Origin of the sequence: Pseudomonas sp. ATCC 43928 (genome assembly GCF_005938665.2) — a bacterium.
In the GTDB taxonomy this organism is placed as follows: domain Bacteria; phylum Pseudomonadota; class Gammaproteobacteria; order Pseudomonadales; family Pseudomonadaceae; genus Aquipseudomonas.
This window is the reverse complement of sequence record NZ_CP041753.1, coordinates 1,742,384-1,762,892: the sequence shown is the minus strand read 5'-3', so window position 1 is coordinate 1,762,892 and position 20,509 is coordinate 1,742,384. Positions and strand designations below refer to the sequence as shown.

General features: G+C 58.5%; 19 protein-coding genes, 4 tRNA genes and 1 riboswitch. Of the genes, 6 read left to right on the top strand and 17 right to left on the bottom strand.

The window, feature by feature from the left end; genetic code table 11:
• The first annotated feature begins 12 nt into the window (after positions 1–12).
• Positions 13–936 carry a hypothetical protein gene (locus FFH90_RS07970; RefSeq protein ID WP_230139164.1) on the top strand — a complete coding sequence of 308 codons (924 nt, stop codon included), beginning with the start codon at positions 13–15 and terminating at the stop codon, positions 934–936.
• 166 nt (positions 937–1,102) lie between these two features.
• Here FFH90_RS07970 and FFH90_RS07965 read toward each other — a convergent pair.
• A tRNA-Arg gene (locus tag FFH90_RS07965) sits at positions 1,103–1,179 on the bottom strand.
• Between the two features lie 291 nt (positions 1,180–1,470).
• Between FFH90_RS07965 and FFH90_RS07960 the strand changes: the two genes are divergently transcribed.
• Together FFH90_RS07960 and FFH90_RS07955 are read left to right on the top strand one after the other, a co-directional pair.
• Positions 1,471–1,704 carry a hypothetical protein gene (locus tag FFH90_RS07960; RefSeq protein WP_111454811.1) on the top strand — a complete coding sequence of 78 codons (234 nt, stop codon included), beginning with the start codon at positions 1,471–1,473 and terminating at the stop codon, positions 1,702–1,704.
• A 23-nt stretch (positions 1,705–1,727) separates the two neighbouring features.
• On the top strand, positions 1,728–1,907 hold the full coding sequence (locus FFH90_RS07955; protein ID WP_018926378.1) for a PA3371 family protein: 180 nt from the start codon (positions 1,728–1,730) through the stop codon (positions 1,905–1,907).
• On the opposite strand, the gene phnN is transcribed toward FFH90_RS07955, so the two are convergent.
• Complete coding sequence (gene phnN / locus FFH90_RS07950; protein WP_138866956.1) at positions 1,882–2,454, bottom strand: phosphonate metabolism protein/1,5-bisphosphokinase (PRPP-forming) PhnN; 573 nt, start codon at positions 2,452–2,454, stop codon at positions 1,882–1,884. The two genes, FFH90_RS07955 and phnN, sit on opposite strands and share 26 nt — an antisense overlap.
• A 385-nt stretch (positions 2,455–2,839) precedes the next feature.
• On the opposite strand from phnN, the gene FFH90_RS07945 reads away from it, so the two are divergent.
• A complete protein-coding gene (locus FFH90_RS07945; RefSeq protein WP_018926380.1) occupies positions 2,840–3,166 on the top strand; it encodes an Arc family DNA-binding protein in 327 nt (108 codons plus the stop codon).
• Between the two features lie 107 nt (positions 3,167–3,273).
• On the opposite strand, the gene mgtE is transcribed toward FFH90_RS07945, so the two are convergent.
• Positions 3,274–4,716 carry a magnesium transporter gene (gene mgtE / locus FFH90_RS07940; protein WP_018926381.1) on the bottom strand — a complete coding sequence of 481 codons (1,443 nt, stop codon included), beginning with the start codon at positions 4,714–4,716 and terminating at the stop codon, positions 3,274–3,276.
• Between the two features lie 321 nt (positions 4,717–5,037).
• Here mgtE and FFH90_RS07935 point away from each other — a divergent pair, with 321 nt between their 5' ends.
• The gene (locus tag FFH90_RS07935; RefSeq protein ID WP_138866955.1) at positions 5,038–5,556 is read left to right on the top strand and encodes a cell envelope protein SmpA; all 519 of its coding nucleotides are present in this window, start codon (positions 5,038–5,040) and stop codon (positions 5,554–5,556) included.
• Between the two features lie 19 nt (positions 5,557–5,575).
• Here the strand turns inward: FFH90_RS07935 and FFH90_RS07930 are convergent.
• From FFH90_RS07930 to ltaE, 7 genes are all read right to left on the bottom strand, one after another.
• Positions 5,576–5,652, bottom strand: a tRNA-Arg gene (locus tag FFH90_RS07930).
• Between the two features lie 71 nt (positions 5,653–5,723).
• Positions 5,724–5,800 (bottom strand) — tRNA-Arg (locus FFH90_RS07925).
• Positions 5,801–5,907: 107 nt separating this feature from the next.
• Positions 5,908–5,998, bottom strand: a tRNA-Ser gene (locus FFH90_RS07920).
• Positions 5,999–6,060: 62 nt separating this feature from the next.
• Complete coding sequence (gene csrA, locus FFH90_RS07915) at positions 6,061–6,249, bottom strand: carbon storage regulator CsrA (protein WP_002554426.1); 189 nt, start codon at positions 6,247–6,249, stop codon at positions 6,061–6,063.
• A gap of 188 nt (positions 6,250–6,437) precedes the next feature.
• Entirely contained in the window at positions 6,438–7,679 is a 1,242-nt protein-coding gene (locus FFH90_RS07910; RefSeq protein WP_007934911.1) for an aspartate kinase, read from the bottom strand.
• 91 nt (positions 7,680–7,770) lie between these two features.
• Complete coding sequence (alaS, locus tag FFH90_RS07905; RefSeq protein ID WP_018926383.1) at positions 7,771–10,392, bottom strand: alanine--tRNA ligase; 2,622 nt, start codon at positions 10,390–10,392, stop codon at positions 7,771–7,773.
• Between the two features lie 146 nt (positions 10,393–10,538).
• The gene (ltaE, locus tag FFH90_RS07900; RefSeq protein ID WP_138866954.1) at positions 10,539–11,543 is read right to left on the bottom strand and encodes a low-specificity L-threonine aldolase; all 1,005 of its coding nucleotides are present in this window, start codon (positions 11,541–11,543) and stop codon (positions 10,539–10,541) included.
• 198 nt (positions 11,544–11,741) lie between these two features.
• Positions 11,742–11,912, top strand: a riboswitch (FMN riboswitch).
• Between the two features lie 115 nt (positions 11,913–12,027).
• Between ltaE and FFH90_RS07895 the strand changes: the two genes are divergently transcribed.
• Entirely contained in the window at positions 12,028–12,537 is a 510-nt protein-coding gene (locus FFH90_RS07895; RefSeq protein WP_019582888.1) for a 6,7-dimethyl-8-ribityllumazine synthase, read from the top strand.
• 49 nt (positions 12,538–12,586) lie between these two features.
• Here FFH90_RS07895 and astE read toward each other — a convergent pair whose 3' ends face one another.
• The 7 genes from astE to FFH90_RS07860 form a co-directional block, all read right to left on the bottom strand.
• Positions 12,587–13,597, bottom strand: coding sequence for a succinylglutamate desuccinylase (gene astE, locus FFH90_RS07890; RefSeq protein ID WP_064616460.1), 1,011 nt, complete (start codon positions 13,595–13,597; stop codon positions 12,587–12,589).
• Positions 13,598–13,609: 12 nt separating this feature from the next.
• Positions 13,610–13,900 carry a hypothetical protein gene (locus FFH90_RS07885; RefSeq protein ID WP_018926388.1) on the bottom strand — a complete coding sequence of 97 codons (291 nt, stop codon included), beginning with the start codon at positions 13,898–13,900 and terminating at the stop codon, positions 13,610–13,612.
• Between the two features lie 72 nt (positions 13,901–13,972).
• Positions 13,973–15,319 carry an N-succinylarginine dihydrolase gene (astB, locus tag FFH90_RS07880; RefSeq protein WP_018926389.1) on the bottom strand — a complete coding sequence of 449 codons (1,347 nt, stop codon included), beginning with the start codon at positions 15,317–15,319 and terminating at the stop codon, positions 13,973–13,975.
• A gap of 51 nt (positions 15,320–15,370) precedes the next feature.
• On the bottom strand, positions 15,371–16,840 hold the full coding sequence (gene astD, locus FFH90_RS07875; RefSeq protein WP_168206194.1) for a succinylglutamate-semialdehyde dehydrogenase: 1,470 nt from the start codon (positions 16,838–16,840) through the stop codon (positions 15,371–15,373).
• Positions 16,837–17,862, bottom strand: a complete 1,026-nt coding sequence (gene astA, locus FFH90_RS07870; protein ID WP_018926391.1) for an arginine N-succinyltransferase — start codon at positions 17,860–17,862, stop codon at positions 16,837–16,839. Before astA ends, astD begins: the two co-directional genes overlap by 4 nt.
• Before the next feature lie 79 nt (positions 17,863–17,941).
• Positions 17,942–18,961, bottom strand: a complete 1,020-nt coding sequence (gene aruF / locus FFH90_RS07865) for an arginine/ornithine succinyltransferase subunit alpha (protein WP_007934901.1) — start codon at positions 18,959–18,961, stop codon at positions 17,942–17,944.
• Positions 18,962–19,093: 132 nt separating this feature from the next.
• Positions 19,094–20,314 (bottom strand): aspartate aminotransferase family protein, encoded by a 1,221-nt coding sequence (locus FFH90_RS07860; protein WP_064616456.1) that lies wholly within the window; start codon positions 20,312–20,314, stop codon positions 19,094–19,096.
• Between the last annotated feature and the right edge of the window lie 195 nt (positions 20,315–20,509).

The following is a 20,509-nucleotide window of genomic DNA, read 5'->3' as shown; positions in this document are numbered from 1 at the left end:
AGGGAACTTTGGGTGGGATCGGATCTGGTCGAGTTTGAGAGCTCGTTCGGACTGGCGGAATCTGTTGAGCGCCTGAAAGCCGCGACCCGGCACTGGGCTATGTTTACGCCTTTTCGAGAAGCGGCCGTGGGAACGGTGACGGAGTCTCGCGTTTCGCTCCAACGTGTCATCCCGATGGTACACAACTCATTCAAGCCACTTTTCGTCGGCCGATTCCAGGTGCGCCAAAACCAGGTCGTGCTAACCGGGCGTTTTGCGCTGCACTGGTCCGTTAAGCTCTTCATGGGCTTCTGGTTCGGGTTTTGTGTGCTTTTTACAGCATTGGCGTTGTTTACCGCCGTACCTGGGCCGCACGCCACATTCATGCCGCTGGAGGGGCTTGCGATGATGGCCTGTGGGATTGGCGTGATGCGGATCTGTATGTGGTTTTCCCGCAACGATCAGGCATGGCTGTCTGAGGTCATTCGCACGGTGCTGAGTAATCAGGTCGCGATTGCATCAAAAGGTTTGCCGCCCGATGAGCTTCGGAGCTCCCAAAAGCGGCCACCCACTGTCATCGTGATTGTCACAGCGATGCTCGCCCTCCAAGGGCTCATGTTCTGCGTTTCTGCCATAACGGATATCCAGCCTTCCCTGGGCGATCCAAGTGGTTCGGTCTTTACCCATTATGCAGACGTTAGACTTCGCTATCTTTCCGTAATATATGGCGCCGTTATGCTCCCGCTGGCTTTCGACGTTTACCGACAGCGCATGTTCGCCTGGCGAATGGGGTTCCTGGCGCTTTTTGGGGGGGCTGCCCTCCAGGCGCTTAGCTTGTTTGCCCGAGAGGATCTTGGCAATGCGCGTCAGACCATAATCTTCTGCGTCGCCTCCCTGGTGATCACCATCGTCTGGGCGTGTTGGTGGTACGCGCAGCGCGTCCATTTTCACGATTGATCGGGAAAGAGTCGATAGACCGCATGACACGACAGTTATGAAAAAGCCCCGCCAGATAACAATCTGAGCAGGGCTTTTCTTTGCTTAAAGCATACCTGTTGCACCCACCTAGCACCCATGAGGGTTAAGCAGAGAAACAAAAAGACGCTGTAGGCCTTGGATTATATGGTGTCCCAGGGCAGGTTCGAACTGCCAACCTTCCCCTTAGGAGGGGGATGCTCTATCCAATTGAGCTACTGAGACACAAGTTGCGCGCAAGGAATGCGCGGCGATGGACGGCGTGCATGTTAACGGGCAGGCCCGCTTTTGTCATGTCGTCCGTAGGGCTTTTTAAGTGTAGGCAGACGCCCCACGGTAGCGTGGCTTTGTTTACCGTGCAAATTGCATCACCGCAAAATGCCATCATTGCAAAATGCAATGCCGGCATTTTGTTAAAATGGCGTAATTCTTTGTTTTTAAAGGATTTAATAGCCGTTAAACTTTTGGCATGCGGGCTGCTTCGACTGTTCTCAAAGAACGAAGGAGATCAGCCCCATGAACAGCGCTCTTTTAGTCGCGAATGCAGTCGCCCTGGCGGTTCTGTTGGGTTTTCAGTTCTTCCCCGCAAACGACGCTGCGATGGTTGCCCAACGCACGCCCCATGACCTGCAGCTGCAAAAAGCGCCTCAATGGGCACTCACGAGCGATCAACGCAGTTTTGTCAGCCAAGAGCTGAGCCAGGAAAGTCTTCAACCGCGCACGCAGTCTTTTGAACGCTTGGTATTTTGAACCACCTCATCAGGAAGCACAGCATGTCCAAATCAGCCGCAGGGTTTCTCATCCTCGCTCTACTGAGTGGCATCCTTCATCTGTCATTAGTCCAGGACACGATCGTCACCCTGCCCCTGATTGCCTGCGGCGTGTTCAGTGCGCTGTTCGTGCTGGCGCTGATCGCCGGGCGCAAGATCAAGTTCGATCCGGTTCTGCGCTGACGCTCAGCAACTCCAGAAGACTGGCAACGGTGACCGCAAGGTCGCCGGAGTTATCGAGTCGACGGATTTGCGTATCACCGATTGTGTCGTCAGCCGTGAACAGCGCATTGCGGCACAGTCTCGCTTCAATTTCTGCCGGGCTTTCACGCCCCCGCCGTAGCAGGCGCTCTCGCAGAACGTCATCCTTGACCGTCAACAGCACCGGCAACAGCGTGGGATAGCGCTGTTGCGCTTCTGTCAGGTGGCCGCGCGAAGCATTGATCAGCACATCGCGTCCTTCCTTGAGCCACTGGTCTATACACACAGGAATACCGTAATCCAGCCCATTGGCCTGCCACGAAAGCGCGAAATCCCCATTGTTTCTGCGTCGCTCGAACTCTTCGCGGGACACCTCAATGGCGTCTTCGCCGACGGACTCAGCCGAGCGCGTAATAACCCGCCGTACGACTTCACAATTGCGCACCCGCAACGGCCCGCGAGCGGCTTCGATGAGGCTGTCCTTGCCGGATCCCGAAGGCCCCATTAAATAAATCAGCCTGCCATCCATCCTGAAATCATCCCATACCGTCCGTCTGCCCTAGTAAATCGGCCATTTGCCACTATCCTGTTAAGGTAAGGAACAAGGATCGAATCCGCATAGCATGCACCTTCAGGCGTCTTCGGGCATCACCTGTCGGGCAAGAGGACGCGGTCAGCGATACGGACTCATGGAATGTTTTCAAACCAGTCCGCATTTCTGATAATAGGTGCTGGCATTAAGCCTTTACCCAGATCAATATTTGTCACAGAATTGACGCCAATGATCTGGCTAATTTGAGGCATGATGCGCGCCTCTATCAATTCAGGTTGAACATTTGGTCGGAGTGCTTGTCCTATCTGACATCCTGCGGCCTATCCCGAGAACCGCTCCCCTGAACTAACCGGTTAAATATATGCGCCCATTGAAACAGGCAATTTATTCCAGCCGTACGGCTGACAAGTTCGTCGTACGTCTGCCAGACGGAATGCGTGAACGCATTGCCGAGGTGGCTCGCAATCATCATCGCAGCATGAATTCCGAAATCATCGCGCGTCTTGAGCAGAGTCTTATTCAGGAAGGCGCGTTGGGCGAAGAATTGAGCATGCGCCTGGACAGCCCCGAGCTGTCATTACACGAACGCGAACTGCTGCAACGCTTCCGCCAACTCTCCCACCGCCAGCAAAACGCTCTGGTTTCGCTGATCGCCCATGATGCCGAAATGGCTGCAGACGTTTCCTGATTCATCCTGAAAGCTCAAGCCAGCGTAATTGCTGGCTTTTTTTTGCCTGAAATTCAGCCCCTCAAAAAAAAACCCGCCAATTGGGCGGGTTCTTTTGAGGTAGAACGTCAGAGCAGAAAAATCGTCGCCAGCCCGAGAAAGATGAAAAAGCCACCACTGTCGGTCATGGCAGTGATCATCACACTCGCGCCCATTGCCGGGTCGCGCCCAAGCCGCGCCAGGGTCATCGGAATCAACACGCCCATCAATGCCGCAAGCAACAAGTTAAGCGTCATAGCGGCGGTCATCACCACGCCCAGGGACCAACTGCCATAAAGCAGGTAGGACACCACACCAATCACCCCACCCCAGACCACGCCATTGATCAAGGCGACCGCCAACTCCTTGCGCATCAACCTCGACGTATTGCCGGTACTGACCTGGTCCAGCGCCATGGCCCGAACGATCATCGTGATCGTCTGGTTACCCGAGTTGCCGCCGATACCCGCCACGATCGGCATCAATGCCGCGAGCGCTACCAGCTTCTCGATAGAGCCCTCGAACAGGCCGATCACCCGTGATGCAACGAACGCGGTGATCAGGTTTATCGCCAGCCAGGCCCAACGGTTGCGCAGGGACTTCCAGACTGACGCAAAAATATCTTCTTCTTCGCGCAGACCCGCCATGTTGAGAACTTCGTTTTCGCTCTCTTCACGAATCAGGTCGACCATTTCATCGATGGTCAGACGACCGATCAGCTTGCCGTTCTTGTCGACCACCGGGGCCGAGATCAAGTCGTAACGCTCGAACGCCTGAGCGGCCTCGTAGGCGTCTTCGTCCGGATGAAAACTCACCGGATCGCTGGCCATCACTTCCGAGACCTGTTTATCCGGGTCGTTGACCAAAAGGCGCTTGATCGGCAACACGCCCTTGAGCACGCCGTCGTAATCGACCACGAACAGTTTGTCGGTATGGCTTGGCAACTCTTTGAGACGACGCAGGTAACGCAACACCACTTCAAGACTGACATCCTCACGGATCGTCACCATCTCGAAGTCCATCAGCGCACCGACCTGCTCCTCGTCATAGGACAACGCGGAGCGGACGCGCTCACGCTGTTGAGCATCGAGGGTTTCCATCAGCTCGTGGACGACGTCTCGCGGCAGCTCGGAGGCCAGGTCAGCAAGTTCGTCGGCATCCATGTCCTTGGCCGCCGCCAGGAGCTCGTGATCGTCCATGTCGGCGATCAGGGTTTCACGAACCGAATCGGATACTTCGAGCAGAATGTCGCCGTCGCGGTCGGCCTTGACCAACTGCCAGACGGTCAGACGATCGTCCAGTGGCAAGGCTTCAAGGATGTAGGCAACGTCAGCGGAGTGCAGATCATCGAGCTTGCGTTGCAACTCGACGAGGTTTTGCCGGTGAACCAGGTTCTCGACCCGGTCGTGATGCGGACCTTCCTGGCGATGAGTCAGGTCTTCGACCACCCGCTGGCGCTGCAGCAGCTCAACGACTTGAGCAAGGCGGTCCTGCAAGCTTTCCTGCGTTTTCTTTACTTCAACTTCAGACATAGGCGAACTCCACTCCCAGCAGCGGGGCACGCCGGAAGGATCAATCAGTCAATTCATGATTGTAAAAACGGGGTACTGAGTAACTACTGGGTAAGTCCATGGAGGTATTCCACAAGCCCCGGCGGGGCTGACAGGCGCAATGATAACACCGCCTGACGGTTTTAAACGTGAAAAAATCGCGGCTGAAACAAGCGCTTGCGAGACAAACCTGAGCGCCGTCCTGATCCATGGAACTGCGACGACTCATCCTGAAAAGAAAACACACCGCAGTCGAAAAATGTAACGGCTACCCTTGATATGGACCGTCAAGGAGGACGTCGAATGCCACGGAATGCTAATTATTTTTTGCTTGCCGCCCTGCTCTGCCTGCCGCCCTGGGCGTTTGCTACGACCATCCACCGGTGTGAAGCCCCTGACGGACGCATCACCTTCACGACCTTGAGCTGTACGACCGGAGAAAGCCTTTCGCTTCAGGAAGTACGCACGTTTTTGCCTGGCAGCACGACAGCCCTGATGCCAGAAGCCGAGGTTCGCGAAACATCAAGTATGAAAAACCCAAGGAGAGAGCCGACGGTCGTTGGTCAGTCCGAGGACAAATGTGGAAATCAGCTCGGCGCGAAGGAACGCCGCATCGCGATCATCAATCAAAGAGTGGTTGCCGGCATGAGCCAGCAGGACGTCGAAAGCGCTCTCGGCAAGCCAGACAAAATCAGCACTCGCAATTCAGCCATGAGCTACCGCTACGACAACAAGCGAGGGCGCAGTGCTCACATCGAGTTCGATGAGAAAGGTTGTACCAAAGGAAAAGCCAAATCGCAGACGGCAAAAAGCCCGCGTTAAACGCGGGCTTTTTGGTGTTTGGTGCACTCGACAGGATTCGAACCTGTGACCGCTCGGTTCGTAGCCGAGTACTCTATCCAGCTGAGCTACGAGTGCATTTGTGTTTTTATACCAGATCACAACTGGTTGAAGCCAAGTTACTCACATTGCTGCAAACAACTCTTAAATGGTGCACTCGACAGGATTCGAACCTGTGACCGCTCGGTTCGTAGCCGAGTACTCTATCCAGCTGAGCTACGAGTGCATTTGTTGCCGCGCATTATAGGCCGTTAAATCTTTTTGTAAAGCACTTTTTCTAGTAATTTCAACAACTTACCGAAGAAGCCAGATTACAACGTACTAAACAAATAATGGCGGAGAACGGGGGATTCGAACCCCCGACACCCTTTTGAGGTGTACTCCCTTAGCAGGGGAGCGCCTTCGGCCACTCGGCCAGCTCTCCGCAACACGGGGCGTATATTAACCAGCTTTATCCCCGTTTGCAAACATAAAAAACGATAAAAATTAATGGCTTGGTTCTTCGTCCTTCTCTTTCTTGATACGCAGGTAAATTTCCTCACGGTGCACAGCCACCTCTTTCGGGGCGTTGACACCAATACGCACTTGATTTCCTTTAACGCCGAGCACGGTCACGGTGATTTCGCCATCACCAATAATCAGGCTTTCTGCGCACCGACGAGTCAGAATCAGCATACCTTTCTCCTCACGCATTTCATTTCAGGGACAACAGTCTGCAAAAAAAAGGCATTCGACCTACAACCGAAAAGGTCGCGGCCCTACATGCCTGAGTATTGACTAGCGCGAGCAAAAGAACAGTTTTGGTACGCACCATTCAAAAAAACGAAGGGCGCGGTCAGACCGCGCCCTTCGGGGGGAACGCATTACTCGCCCTGTCGGGCCGGCGCGTCCAGTTCGAAAGCTGTGTGCAGGGCGCGCACAGCCAGTTCCAGGTACTTCTCTTCGATCACCACGGACACCTTGATTTCCGAAGTCGAGATCATCTGGATGTTGATGCTTTCTTTCGCCAGGGATTCGAACATGCGGCTGGCCACGCCTGCGTGGGAGCGCATGCCGACGCCAACGATCGAGACCTTGGCAATCTTGGTGTCGCCAACGACTTCACGGGCACCGATCTCGCGAGCGGTGTTTTCCAGCACGGATTGCGCCGCCTGGTAGTCGTTGCGGTGCACGGTGAAGGTGAAGTCGGTGGTGTTATCGTGCGCAACGTTCTGCACGATCATGTCGACTTCGATGTTCGCGGCACTGATCGGGCCGAGAATCTTGAACGCCACGCCCGGGGTGTCTGGCACGCCACGGATGGTCAGCTTGGCTTCATCGCGGTTGAAAGCGATGCCGGAAATGATCGGCTGTTCCATGGTTTCCTCTTCATCAATAGTAATGAGGGTGCCCGGACCCTCCTTGAAGCTGTGCAGTACGCGCAGCGGAACGTTGTACTTGCCGGCGAACTCGACCGCACGGATCTGCAACACCTTGGAACCGAGGCTGGCCATTTCCAGCATCTCTTCGAAGGTGATCTTGTCCAGACGCTGAGCCACGGACACCACACGCGGGTCGGTGGTGTAGACGCCGTCGACGTCGGTGTAGATCTGGCATTCGTCAGCCTTCAGGGCTGCCGCCAGCGCCACGCCAGTGGTGTCGGAACCGCCACGACCGAGCGTGGTGATATTGCCGTGCTCGTCGACGCCCTGAAAACCGGCGACAACCACCACACGACCGGCCTTCAGGTCACCGCGAATCTTCTGGTCATCAATCTGCAAGATACGCGCTTTATTGTGCGCGCTATCCGTCAGAATCCGTACCTGGTTGCCGGTGTACGACACCGCTGGCACGCCACGCTTGATCAGCGCCATGGCCAACAGTGCAATCGTCACCTGCTCACCGGTGGAAACGATCACATCCAGTTCGCGTGGAACCGGTTGGCCGTCGCCACTGATTTGCTTGGCCAGATCGATCAGACGGTTGGTTTCGCCGCTCATTGCAGACAGCACAACCACCAGGTCATCGCCCGCATCGCGGAATTTCTTAACCTTGTCGGCGACCTGCTCGATTCTCTCGACAGTGCCGACTGAGGTGCCTCCAAATTTCTGTACGATCAAAGCCATTTCAAAGCCGCCTCTGCCCATGAAGGGCGCCCAATAAATCACTCAAACAGCGTTCTGGCCCGCTACTAGACCGCGGGCCAGGCACACTGCCTTATAAACCCTGCTCTACAAATGGAACAGTCAGGGCCAATGCGGCATCCAGTGCGCCAGCGTCAGTACCACCGCCCTGCGCCATGTCTGGACGACCACCGCCCTTCCCGCCCACTGCCGCAGCAGCCTGCTTCATCAAATCACCGGCTTTGAGTTGGCCAGTCAGGTCTTTGGTCACGCCTGCAACCAGAACGACCTTTTCCTCATGGACACTGCCGAGCAGGATCACTGCGCGGCCGAGTTTGTTTTTCAGTTGATCGACCAGCGCCAGCAGCGCCTTGCCATCCTGACCGTCCAGACGCACGGCCAGCACTTTCACGCCTTTGACGTCCAGGGCAGAAGCCGACAGATCGTCGCCCGCCGCGCTGGCCGCCTTGGCCTGCAACTGCTCGAGTTGCTTCTCCAGCAGACGGTTGCGCTCCAGCACAGCCGACAGCTTGTCGATCAGGTTATCGCGGCTGCCCTTGACCAGGTTGGCCGCTTCCTTGAGTTGTTCTTCTGCAGCATTCAAGTAGGCCAGTGCCGCGGCACCGGTGACTGCCTCGATACGACGCACACCCGAAGCCACACCGCCTTCGCTGATGATTTTCAGCAGACCGATGTCGCCGGTACGGGTGGCGTGAATACCGCCGCACAGCTCGACGGAGAAATCGCCCATGCTCAGCACACGAACGCTGTCGCCGTACTTCTCGCCGAACAGCGCCATGGCGCCTTTCTGCTTGGCGGTTTCGATGTCGGTTTCTTCGGTTTCAACTTCGGAGTTCTTGCGAATCTCGGCGTTGACGATGTCTTCCAGCGCCTTCAACTGCTCAGGCTTGATCGCTTCGAAGTGGCTGAAGTCAAAGCGTAGACGCTGACTGTCGACCAACGAGCCTTTCTGCTGAACGTGCTCACCCAGCACCTGACGCAATGCAGCGTGCAACAAGTGAGTTGCCGAGTGGTTCAGCGACGTCGCATGGCGTACTTCGGCATCGACATGAGTCTCCACCGGAGCACCTACGATCAGGCTGCCCGAATCCAGCACACCGTGATGCAGGAACGCACCGCCGGTCTTGGTGGTGTCGCGCACGTCGAAACGCGCAGCGCCAGCCTGGAGGAAGCCGCAATCACCAATCTGACCACCGGATTCGGCATAGAACGGCGTCTGATCGAGAACGACCACGCCCTCTTCGCCTTCGCTCAGTACGTCAACCGATTGCCCTTCTTTATAGAGAGCAACGATTTTGGCGGAACCGCTGTGAGCGGTGTAACCGGTGAACTCGGTGGCCACATCAACCTTGACCAGGCTGTTGTAGTCCATGCCGAAGGAGCTGGCGGAACGGGCACGCACGCGCTGGGCTTCCATTTCGCGCTCGAAGCCTGCTTCGTCGATGGTCAGGCTGCGCTCACGGGCGATGTCGCCGGTCAGGTCCATCGGGAAACCGTAGGTGTCGTAAAGCTTGAACACCACGTCGCCCGGCACCACGTCGCCTTTGAGTTCAGCCAGATCCTGCTCGAGGATCTTCAGGCCCTGCTCCAGAGTCTTGGCGAATTGCTCTTCTTCGGCCTTCAGCACGCGCTCGATGTGCGCCTGCTGGGATTTCAGTTCAGGGAACGCTTCGCCCATCTCGGCGACCAGGGCTGCAACGATCTGGTAGAAGAAGCTGCCCTTGGCGCCCAGTTTGTTGCCGTGACGGCAAGCGCGACGAATGATCCGGCGCAGTACATAACCGCGACCTTCGTTGGACGGCAGCACGCCGTCGGCAATCAGGAAGCCGCAGGAACGGATGTGGTCAGCCACGACTTTCAGGGAAGCCTGATTGTCGTTGGTGCAACCGATGGCCTTGGCCGATGCGCTCAGCAGGCTCTGGAACAGGTCGATTTCATAGTTCGAGTGAACGTGCTGCAGCACGGCACTGATCCGCTCAAGACCCATGCCAGTGTCCACCGACGGGGCTGGCAACGGGTGCAACACGCCATCGGCGGTGCGGTTGAACTGCATGAACACGTTGTTCCAGATTTCGATGTAACGGTCGCCGTCTTCTTCCGGCGAGCCCGGTGGGCCACCCCAGATGTCGGCGCCGTGATCGTAGAAGATCTCGGTGCAAGGACCGCACGGGCCGGTATCGCCCATGGTCCAGAAGTTGTCGGACGCGTACGGCGCGCCCTTGTTGTCGCCGATGCGAACCATGCGCTCGGCCGGTACACCGACTTCTTTGGTCCAGATGTCGTAGGCCTCGTCATCGCTGGCGTAGACGGTCACCCAGAGCTTTTCTTTCGGCAGGTTCAGCCATTTGTCGGAGGTCAGGAACGTCCAGGCAAAGGTAATGGCGTCACGCTTGAAATAATCACCGAAGCTGAAGTTACCCAGCATTTCGAAGAAGGTGTGGTGACGGGCGGTATAACCGACGTTTTCCAGGTCGTTGTGCTTGCCGCCGGCACGCACGCATTTCTGGCTGCTGACGGCGCGGGTGTACGCGCGCTTTTCCTGGCCCAGGAAGCAGTCCTTGAACTGGTTCATCCCCGCGTTAGTGAACAGCAGGGTTGGGTCGTTGCCCGGAATCAAAGAGCTGGAGGCTACACGGGTGTGGCCTTGCTCTTCGAAGAAGCGAAGGAAGGCTTCACGGATTTCTGCGCTTTTCATTAGGTTCTTCCACGGAGGCTGCGGCCAAAGGCCTGTGCGAAACGTCAACAGACGAAGCGACGGCAAAGGGCCGCATTATATCGGCCCTGCGCGCGGGGTACAGCGTGTTTATACGATAGAAACGGTCAATTGGACCGCTAACGCGATCAGATGCGGGAAAACTCGACGAATGTAGCGACGACCTGCTCGATTTGCGTACGGTTGACGTCCATGTGCGTGACCATTCGCAGACGAGCGGCAGCGCTGAGCTTGACCCCGCGTGTCGCGGCGAAGGCCTTGATCGCTTCGGCCTTGTCGCCCATTTTCACGTAAACCATGTTGGTCTGCACCGGCTCGACCTCATACCCCGCCGCTCGCAGGCCTTCGGCCAGCCATTGTGCGTTGGCATGGTCGTCGGCCAGGCGCTGAACATTATTATCCAGCGCATACAGCCCCGCCGCCGCGAGAATCCCGGCCTGGCGCATGCCGCCACCGACCATCTTGCGCAAACGCCGAGCCTTGGCGATCAACTCGACCGAGCCGCACAGCACCGAACCGACCGGCGCACCCAGGCCTTTGGAGAGACAGACTGACACCGAATCGAAATGCTGAGTGATCTCCCGGGCATCGACACCCAGCTTGACCGCCGCGTTGTAGAGCCGCGCACCATCCAGATGCAGCGCCAGGCCATGCTCACGAGTGAAGCGGCGAGCCTGGGCCAGGTACTCCAGCGGCAGCACCTTGCCCTGCATGGTGTTTTCCAGTGCCAGCAAACGGGTACGGGCGAAGTGGAAGTCGTCCGGTTTGATCGCGGCGGCGACTTGCGCCAGGTCCAGCGAACCATCGGCTTGCACTTCCAGCGGCTGCGGCTGGATCGAACCGAGCACCGCCGCGCCACCACCTTCGTACTTATAGGTGTGGGCCTGCTGACCGACAATGTATTCGTCACCGCGCTCGCAGTGGGCCATCAAGCCCAGCAGGTTGCTCATGGTGCCCGTTGGAACAAACAGCGCCGCGGCAAAACCCAGTCGTGTTGCCAGCTCGGCTTCCAGACGATTGACCGTCGGATCTTCGCCATAAACGTCGTCACCGGTGGCGGCATTGGCCATCGCGTCGAGCATCCCTGCGGTCGGTTGGGTGACGGTGTCGCTGCGAAGATCGATAACGCTCATGAATCTGGCCTCGGTAAACAGGGGAAAAATCCGTTTCGGAAAGGAATTACTGCGGTCATGCCGACAATTAATCAAGCCTTGAACGAGGAAAAGAGGCTGCATGCCTTCGGAAAAGCCGATAGCAATCATCAGAAAGCAGCCATGCACGCCCCATAAATATGTGTTAAAAACGCTTCGCCGCCAAACAATCTGGCGGCAAAACGTTCTCAGGGCGGGGTGTAATTCCCCACCGGCGGTAATTGCGCGCAATGCGCATAGCCCGCGAGCGCTTGGCGACAGGCACGGCAATGGCTGTGATGCCGGCAAGGTCAGCAGACCCGGTGTGATCCCGGGGCCGACGGTCATAGTCCGGATGAAGAGAGAACGGGATTGACGCCGCCCAGGTTCCGTACCAAAGCGCCGTCCGCAGACACGTGTGCCTGCGTACCCTTAAATCCCATTCGATTCATAACGCCCTGTTTTTCACACAAACAGGAGTCAGAACATGCAACCCACCGCAATCGATAGCAAAAGCAAAAACCATCAGGGCGAGCGCGTCGCGTTCATCCAGGCCTGCTGGCACAAGGAAATCGTCGATCAGAGCCGTAAAGGCTTCGTCGCTGAAATGATTGCCCAGGGTTATCAGGAGTCGGACATCGATTTCTTCGAAGTCGGTGGCGCCTTTGAAATTCCGCTGCACGCCAAGTTGCTGGCCAAGTCCGGTCGTTATGCCGGCATCGTCGCCGCGGGCCTGGTGGTCGATGGCGGCATCTATCGCCACGAATTCGTCGCCCAGTCGGTGATCAGCGGCCTGATGCAGGTTCAGCTGGAAACCGAAGTGCCAGTGTTCTCGGTGGTTTTGACCCCGCACCACTTCCATGCCGGTGAAGAACATCAGAAGTTCTTCTTCGAGCATTTCGTGCATAAAGGTCAGGAAGCGGCGAAGACGTGTGCAGATACGCTGCACAAGACTCGCGCATTGCGCCGCAGCGAGCCTCGCGCGGTAGCTGTCTAGTTAGACGATCGTTCCCGCGCTCTGCGTGGGAACGATCACTCCACGACAGTCAGACCAGGTTTTCGTCGGTGGTCGGTACGATCAGGATGCCGGCGCGCAGGCCGTTCTTGACCCTGGGGTTCGGGAAGATGATCCGGGCGCCCTGCTCTTCGATGATCCAGCGGGTATTGGCGATATCCTCGGCCAGCACATAACCCACTTTCAATTCCGAAAAGTTTTCGATGTCCGCCGGCAGGTTCAGGCGGAAGTTATCGCTGTGCTTGATCACTTCCCGGGCCACGCTGAACAACTGCAACCCTTCCAGCCCTTCATCGGTCATTGGCGGCTCGGTGCCTTCGATGATCTGCTTCAGGCGGGTTTCCAGCAGGCTGACGTTGACCCCTTCGTTCTGCCCGAAGGGCCGGGCCTTGCCCAGCTCCAGGGTGAAGGACTCGGCATCGAGCTTGTCGTAGGTGTAGGAGCTGAAGACGATGGAGGGTTTGTTCTGCAACAGCACCGCTTCCATGCCGGCGGCGCGCAAGCGAGCCAGCTCCTGGCGCGAATGCTGACGGCCTTCTTTCCAGGGGTAGAGGGCGAATTGCTCGATTTTCGAGCCACGGATTGCCGTGTGCAGGTCGTAGTGCAGACGGTTACGGTCCGGCAGGCTGAAGAACGTCGCCGCCAGCCGCTCCAGCTCACAAGCGCGCAAGGCCTCGGAACCGCTGCTTTGTTCGTGACGGCCGTTGAACAGCCGATTGACGTCCTGCTCGATGAAACGCTCACCGCGACGGATGGCCTCGGGATTGCCGAACAGGAACAGAATACGGGCGCGCGGCTTCAAGTCACCGCGGGCGATGTCATGCAACAGGCGATCGAGCAGCTCGATCGGCGCTGTTTCGTTGCCATGGATACCGGCCGACAGCAGCAGGTCCAGGCCATTGTCGCGAGCTTCAGGTGGCCGGACTTCCAGCGCACCTTCGCTCAACCAGCGCATCCGTACGCCTTCGACAGTCAGTTGAGTCTTCTCCGCCGGTTCGCGGCCGGCGAGGGTCAGTTCAAGCAGTTTGCCGAGGGCGAGCATAGAGCGGTTTCCTTAGTGGTCGTGATTGCAATCCGGGCCGTGCACGTGGTCCTCATCATCACCGAGATCGGCCGGTTCCATCTCCAGTTGCAGACTTACCAGATTAGTCGCCAATGGGCGCAGCAGCAGGTTGGCGTATTCAGCGTCACCCTCTTCGACGTCCACGCCGATCAGCAGCTGGCCACGGCCGTCCTGCTGGATCCACAGCTCTTTGCCTTGCCACATGACCGCGACGCGGGTGCAGGAAGTTTCCAGTTGCGTGCCGTCGGTGTCTTCAAGGATCAGCTGCAGGGTATCGCTCATGTATTTACGCTCTCATCTGGAGATTAAGCGGCGCGCTTGCCATTCATATAAAAAGCCAAAGCGCGCCGACTATCAATTGATCTGGAATGGATAAACCGCGCCCAGTTTAAGGATTTGCGTCAGTTCATCCAGTGCCGTCCGGCACTCAAGCAACAATTGCGGGTCCGCCAGATCGTTTTCGGTCATGCGGTCGCGGTAGTGCTTGTCGACCCACTCGGTCAATGTGCCGTACAACGGAGCCGTCATGATAACCCCTTGGTTGACGGCCGCCAGTTCGGTTTCGTTGAGGGCGACGCGCAACCGCAGGCAAGCCGGGCCACCGCCGTTCTGCATGCTCTGCTTGAGATCGAAGACTTTCACTTCGCGGATCAGGCCGCCAGAGCTGGTCAGGCCTTGCAGGTACTGCCAGACGCGTTCGTTGCCATGGCATTCTTCCGGCACGATCAACAACATGGAGCCGTCAGGACGCGACAGCAGTTGGCTATTGAACAGGTAGGAACGAACGGCGTCTTCCACGGTGACCGCGGAACGCGGTACGCAGATCGACTGAAATTTCCCACCGACTTTTGCCAGTTTACCTTGCAGCTCAGCGAGCATCTGGTCGGTGTCGAGGAAGGCGTCCTCGTGATAGAACAGCACCTCGCCGTTGCCCACGGCGATCACGTCGTTATGGAACACGCCCTGATCGATCACCGAAGGGTTCTGCTGGGCGTAGACCACGCCGTCATCGCTCAAGCCATGCAGGCGTGCGACGGCCTGGGAGGCTTCGAGGGTCTGGCGCGCCGGGTACTTCTGCGGGGACGGATAACGGGTGTCGAACGCGCTACGACCGAACACGAAAAACTCGACGCCAGCTTCGCCGTAGTCACGGCAGAAACGGGTGTGGTTGGCCGCGCCTTCGTCACCGAACTGCGCCACGGCCGGCAACGCGGCGTGGTGGGCAAAGTGTTTCTGGTCAGCGAACATCGCGCCCAGCACGCGACTGGTGGTCGGGTGCTCGATGCTGCGGTGGTATTTGCAATTGAGGTTAGCGGCGGTGAAATGCACACGACCGTCGGCGGTGTCGGCACTCGGGCTGACCGTGGCGGCGTTGGCCACCCACATGCTCGACGCCGAGCAACTGGCAACCAGCAGCGGCATCGCGTCTTTGGCGGCTTGCTCAATCACTTGCGCGTCGGTGCCACTGAAACCCAAGCGACGCAGGGCGGCTACGTCAGGGCGTTCCTGTGGTGCAAGCACGCCTTGCTGAAAGCCCATATCCATCAGCGCTTTCATTTTCGCCAGACCTTGCAGCGCAGCTTCCTTCGGGTTCGAGGATTGCTGGCTGTTGCTCTGGGAGGCGACGTTGCCGTAGGACAGGCCACCGTAGTTATGGGTCGGCCCCACTAGACCGTCAAAATTGACTTCAAAGGATTTCATCAGCGAGGCTCCACAAGAATCTGTTGTTATAGGCTGCTACTAGGGTCTGTCTTACGACATGCGCACGCCGGGCGTAAGGGCCGCTGGCAAGGTCAGGCTCGGGGTTTCCAGCGAGGCCACCGGGTACGCGCAGTAATCCGCCGCGTAGTAGGCGCTGGCGCGGTGGTTGCCCGAGGCGCCGACGCCGCCGAATGGCGCGCTGCTCGCCGCACCGGTCAGCTGCTTGTTCCAGTTGACGATACCGGCGCGGCTTTCCAGCCAGAATTGCTGATAACGCGCTTCGGAATCCGACAGCAGGCCGGCCGCCAGGCCATAAGCGGTATCGTTGGCTTCAGCGATCGCCGCTTCAAAATCAGCGTAGCGGATCACTTGCAGCAGCGGGCCGAACAGCTCTTCGTCAGGGCGATCGGCAACCGCTGTCACGTCCAGAATGCCCGGGGTCAGCAACGCAGCCTGAGCCTGGGGCTGAGTCATCTCCAGCAGCGCCACGGCGCCGTTGGCCAGCAGATGCTCTTGCGCTTCCATCAGGGCTTTCGCAGCACCGAGGGAAATCACCGAGCCCATGAACGGTGCTGGTTGCTGATCGAACGCGCCGACTGAAAGGGTCGAGCTGACCGCCACCAGACGCGCCAGCAGCGTATCGCCCCAGGCGCCTTGCGGCACCAGCAAGCGACGGGCGCAAGTGCAACGCTGGCCGGCAGAAATGAACGCCGACTGAATGATGGTGTAAACGGCCGCATCGAAATCCGCAACCTGATCCACCACCAGCGGGTTATTACCGCCCATTTCCAGCGCGAGGATTTTGTCTGGACGACCGGAAAACTGCTTGTGCAGATGATTGCCGGTACGGCTGGAACCGGTGAAGAACAGACCGTCGATGCCTGGGTTCGCCGCCAGGGCGATACCGGTTTCGCGAGCACCTTGCAGCAGGTTCAGCACGCCGGCCGGCAGACCGGCTTCGATCCAGCACTTGACCGTCAGTTCGGCGACTTTCGGTGTCAGTTCGCTGGGCTTGAACAGCACACTGTTACCGGCCAGCAGCGCCGGCACGATGTGACCGTTCGGCAAGTGACCAGGGAAGTTGTAAGGACCGAACACCGCCACTACACCGTGCGGCTTGTGACGCAATACAGCGGTGGCGTCGCCCAACGGGCTGCTCTTCTCGCCGGTGCGTTCGCGGTAGCTCTGTACCGAGATGGCAATCTTGTTGACCATGCTGGTGACTTCAGTCGCCGCTTCCCACAAGGGTTTGCCGGTTTCTTCACCGATGGTGCGAGCCAGTTCGTCGGCGTGATTCTTCAGCGCGGCGGCAAAGGCTTCCAGCACACTGATGCGCTCTTCCAGGGTACGACGGGCCCAGCCCGGGAATGCCTGACGCGCGGCTTGCACGGCCGACTCGACCTGAGCAGCAGTGGCGCCTTCGCCGGCCCACAGCACTTGCTGGGTCACCGGGTTGACCGATTGAAAGCTTTCACCCTGGCCGGCCAGCCATTCACCAGCGATGTATAGCGAATTCATTATTTCGACTCCCGAGCTGCAGACAACGGAACGGCGCGTACTTGATCGCCAGCGTTGAGTTGAAGACGTTTGGCGGTCAGCGGATCAACCACCAACGTGCCAGCGGCGAAGCGTGCTGGCGCGGCAGTGATCCGGCAGTCTTCGCGCTTGCGGTTATGGATCAGGAACGGCGTGGCGTCATCACCCGGGGTGCCGATGGCCAGCACCAGCGCCTGGCTGTCGCGCACTGCGCGGATCTTGGCGGTTTCGCACTCCACCGCAGGGCCTGCGTCGAAAATGTCGACGTAGCCTTGGTAACTGAAACCTTCACTCTTGAGCATCGCCAGGGCCGGCTCGGTGTCCGGGTGAACCTGGCCAATCACGTTGCGCGCGTCTGGCGACAGGAAGCAGGTGTACAGCGGGAATTTCGGCATCAGTTCGGCGATGAACGCCTTGTTGCCCACGCCAGTGAGGTAGTCGGCCTGGCTGAATTCCATCTTGAAGAAATGCCGGCCCAGGCTTTCCCAGAACGGTGAACGCCCGGCTTCGTCGGACATGCCGCGCATCTCGGCGATGATCTTGTTGCCGAACAGTTGCGGGAACTCGGCGATGAACAGCAGCCGCGCCTTGGCCAGCATGCGGCCGTTGAGGCCACTGCGGTAATCGGCGTGCAGGAACAGCGAGCACAGTTCAGAGTTGCCGGTCAGGTCGTTGGCCAGGAACAGCGTCGGAATTTCGCGGTAGATATTCAGCTCTTGCGAGGCGCTGACCGTCAGGCCCACCCGGAAGTTGTACCAGGGCTCACGCAGGCCGACGGCGCCGGCAATCGCGGAAATACCCACCACGCGGCCATTGTCGTCTTCGAGTACGAACAGGTAGTCCGCATCGCCCCGCCCGGCTTCGCCGCGGAAGGTTTTCTCGGCCCAGCCAACCCGATGGGCCAGACGCTCTTCGTTGGCCGGCAAAGTGGTCAGGCCGGTGCCGGTGCTGCGGGCCAGGTCGATCAGAGCGGGTAAATCGCTGCTGCGTACGGGACGAACGATCATGCTATCTCCTCAAACGGGCCGCTTGCGCCACCCGCGAAATTTCGCTGCTTTCCAGACATTTCTCTCCAGGAAGCAGGCGTCAAACCGCCACCAGGCGCACGCTGGCACCTTCACCGACGCCCAAGGCTTCGGCCGCTTCAAGATCCAGGGTCACCGGTTTGCCCGGCGCGTAATCGAGCTCGAGCAACACGGCGCGGTAATCCTGCAACTGGGCATTGGCCACCAGATACTGACGACCGGCACCTTTGACCGGCTCACCGATTTTCACCGGGACTACACGGCTCTGGGCGATCGAACGGATCCCCGAGACGCGGGCATGCAGAGTCGGGCCACCATCGAAAATATCGATGTAGTGATCGGTCTCGAAGCCTTCGCGCATCAGGATGTCGAAGGTAATTTGCGCCCGCGGGTGCACCTGGCCCATTGCCTCTTGAGCGGAGTCCGGCAGCAACGGCACGTAGATCGGGTAATGCGGCATCAGCTCGGCGAGAAACGTGCGGCTCTTCAAACCACACAGACGCTCGGCTTCGGCGTAGTTGAGGTCGAAGAAGTTGCGACCGATGGCATCCCAGAACGGCGAGTCGCCATTTTCGTCGCTGTAACCGACGATCTCGGTCACCACGGAATCGGCAAAGCGCTCCGGATGGCTGGCCACGAACAACAGACGGCCACGGGAGTTGAGCTCCGCCCAAGGCGTACCCACCAACTCCCTCTGCACGTAGAAACTGGTCAGCAAGCTGTTGCCGGTCAGGTCGTGGCACTGGGAGAGCACGTGGATCTTGTTGTGAATCTTCAGCTCGCGGGAGGCGTGCACGAACGTTTCGTTTCGAAAGCTGTAGAACGGCTCGGAATAACCGGCCGAGGCAACGATGGCCGAACAACCGACCAACTTGCCAGTGGCGGTGTCTTCGAGCACGAAGAAATAGCTCTCTTCACCGTTGAAGCTCACTTCGGCGGCGAACGAAGCTTCGCTTGCGGCGATCTTGTCGCTCAGGCGTTCAACGTCATCCGGCAAGGAAGTGACACCAATCGGGCTGTCCGCAGCCAGACGCTGTACCTCGCCCAGATCAGCCATTTGCGCGGGGCGCATCACCAGCATGGTGTCACTCCTTTCTTAACATCAGGTTGGCGAATTGCGCCAACTCGGGGAAAAAAATGCCGGGCAGGCCCGGCACAGGAAATTATCTCAACGCCTATCTATTACGATAGGCGCTGAGGAGCACTGTATGAATCAGGCTTGCGTCAGCTTGGCCACGGCGCGTTCGAAGCGGTCCAGACCGGCATCGATATCGGCGTCTTCAACCACCAGGCTTGGCGCGAAACGAATCACATCCGGGCCGGCTTGCAGAATCATCAAGCCTTCACGCTCGGCGGCGTTGAAGATGTCCTTGGCCTTGCCTTTCCAGGCATCGGCCAGCACGCAACCGAGCAGCAGGCCCAGGCCACGAACCTGAGTGAAGAGGCCGTATTTCTCGCCGATCTGCTCAAGACGGGTCTTGAACTTGTCGTGCTTGGTTTTGACACCGTTCAGCACTTCGGGCGTGTTGATCACGTCGATCACTGCTTCAGCGACCGCGCATGCCAGCGGGTTACCGCCGTAGGTGGTGCCATGGGTGCCGACGACCAGGTGTTTGGCCAGGTCTTCGGTGGTCAGCATCGCTGCGATCGGGAAACCACCGCCCAGGCTCTTGGCGCTGGTCAGGATGTCCGGGGTCACGCCGTAATGCATGTAGGCGAACAGCTCACCGCTGCGGCCCATGCCGGTCTGCACTTCGTCGAAGACCAGCAGCGCGTTGTGCGCATCGCACAGTTCACGAGCGCCTTGCAGGTAAGACAGCTCGGCCGGCAGTACGCCGCCTTCGCCCTGGATCGGCTCCAGCACCACCGCGCAGGTCTTATCGGAAACAGCGGCTTTCAGCGCGGCCAGATCGTTGTAAGGCACGTGGGTGATGCCGGTGATCTTCGGACCGAAGCCGTCGGAATACTTCGACTGGCCACCGACGTTCACGGTGAACAGGGTACGACCGTGGAAGCTGTTGAGCGCGGCAACGATTTCGTACTTCTCGGTACCGAAACGGTCATGGGCCACGCGACGGGCCAGCTTGAAAGCGGCCTCGTTGGCTTCGGCGCCGGAGTTGCAGAAGAACACACGATCGGCAAACGTAGCGTCGACCAGCTTATGGGCCAGGCGCAAGGCCGGCTCATTGGTGAACACGTTGGACACGTGCCACAGCTTGTTCGCCTGTTCGGTCAATGCAGCGACCAGCGCCGGGTGCGCATGGCCCAGTACGTTAACGGCAATCCCGCCGGCGAAGTCGATCAGCTCGCGGCCAGTCTGGTCCCAGACACGGGAACCGGCGCCACGCACAGGAATGAAAGCGGCAGGCGCATAGTTGGGAACCATTACCTGGTCAAAATCGGCGCGTTCTACCGCAGCGTGCTCAACGGACATCGGAGTCTCCTGATGAGGAACACTCGCCTGAAACTGGCGAGCGATGAGGGGATTGTAAGGACAGTTTTCAGCCCGGCCTTGCCGCCAAGCGACAACTTCTTATAGCGCAAACACCGGTTTTGCCCGGGTTTACGGCAATGCGACATATAGGGTCGCAAAGGCGCAGTTTAAACCGCCGGCACAGGTTATAGGCAG